The organism is Vibrio genomosp. F10 str. 9ZD137 (assembly GCF_049974785.1).
Taxonomy (GTDB): Bacteria; Pseudomonadota; Gammaproteobacteria; order Enterobacterales; family Vibrionaceae; genus Vibrio.
Map to the genome: position 1 here is coordinate 1 of NZ_JBNGCJ010000528.1, position 1,520 is coordinate 1,520.

The 1,520-nt window shown below is 44.3% G+C and carries 1 protein-coding gene and 1 pseudogene; both read right to left on the bottom strand.

The annotated features are described in order from the left end of the window. On the bottom strand, positions 1-896 hold an 896-nt coding region (locus tag ACP45E_RS12850), incomplete at its 3' end, for a hypothetical protein (RefSeq protein WP_069585073.1). Continuing rightward, positions 896-1,520, bottom strand: a pseudogene (locus ACP45E_RS12855) (lipopolysaccharide biosynthesis protein); the annotation flags it as partial. The pseudogene ACP45E_RS12855 and the gene ACP45E_RS12850, both read right to left, overlap by 1 nt.

The window sequence follows — 1,520 nt, forward strand, 5'->3', positions numbered from 1 at the left end:
CCGCTCTTCCGATCTATCCCAGCAACAAAATATAGGACAATGGCACCGATTACCCCTAATGAAATCAGTAGGGTTTTTGAACGGATCAACTTAAAGGCATAGATTCCGATAACCGCTAACGAACCCAATAGACCACCGCGACTTTGAGTAGCAATGATCGCACTCATAAGTAAAAATGTGATCAATAAAGCAAGAAATCGAGTGATGATAGGGACGCGTTGGGTAGTGGATAATCCAATGGAAAAAGCGAGAGGGAAAAGTAAAACCAACGACAAATCGTTAGGGTCACCCAGCATTGAGCCAAAAGAGCGGCCAATTGAAACACGAGTTCCTTCGACCAAATCGATACCGTTGGCAGAGTTGTACAATGCAACACAAGCGATGAGCCCCCCTGACAGAACGATCATAATCGCGATTCGGCCTATGTTTTTGTCGTTGTTCACTAACCACGCTATAGCGAGCGTCATGACAATGATTTTCCAATAGATTGATTTGAAGTTGGCCACCGCAATACCGATATTCGATGCAAATACAATTCCTACAACGACTAAGATCCAAAACACAGATAGCCATGTTAGTGAACGGTGCCAATACACCTGAATTTTCCGACTGATTAGGGTATGCCATAGCAGCGCAGAGAGCGCCCCCAATGACAGTATCAAAGGTATTTTAAGGGAGTATAGGGCCGGTATTGCTTCGTGAATCCGGAAAAATGAAAAAAGAACGAATAGTGTCACCAACCAAAAAGTCTGGCTGAGTACGAACAAAGCACCAAGCGGGATCAGCGCGATAATAATCGGAATAATCGGGTGAGGGACCAAATACCAAGCGATGGCAATCACCAAACAAAAAACGGTAGCCAGTCCCACATAGTTTAATCGGTGCTCACTGGTCATTAGGATCCTCGAACAGTTCTTTGTAAGTCACTCGAAAAACGAGGGAAATCGAAAACACTCAGAAATTCATATCGGTACGCGATAGCTAAATTGAATATAGCACCAAACAAGGTAATTAAAATGAGCCATACAGGGTGCGTATAGATAAATCCAAGTGCTAAACAGCTAAGAGTGTTGATGAGGATCAGGAGCAATGCGGTAAATTGAAACGGTAGTTTTACCAGTCGCTGACTGAAATAAAGCAGCGCAGCCGCCCGTGATCCTTGTGCGAACGCGATTGAGCCGATGATCCCCCAAATGCCGTACGACGATAGCGTTAAACACAACCCAAGCCCAACCAAAGTACAAACAACATTCATCACCAACAATAACTGGGTCTTCTTTTGTTGTAGTATTCCGATGTTAAACAAGTCAGAAAGCTCTTTAAATAGTGCAACGATAATGACCCCAGTCAACAACTCAACAGCAGGGAAGTAGTCTGGCGGTAAGGCCCATGTGATGAACAACTGGCTGACACTCGCTGCACTAATAGCAAGAATCGTTATATAGACGAAACCACATTGAGTAACGCGTGCCGTATATTCATTTCCCCGGTACAACAATGCGTTAAACCGCTTGGGCATC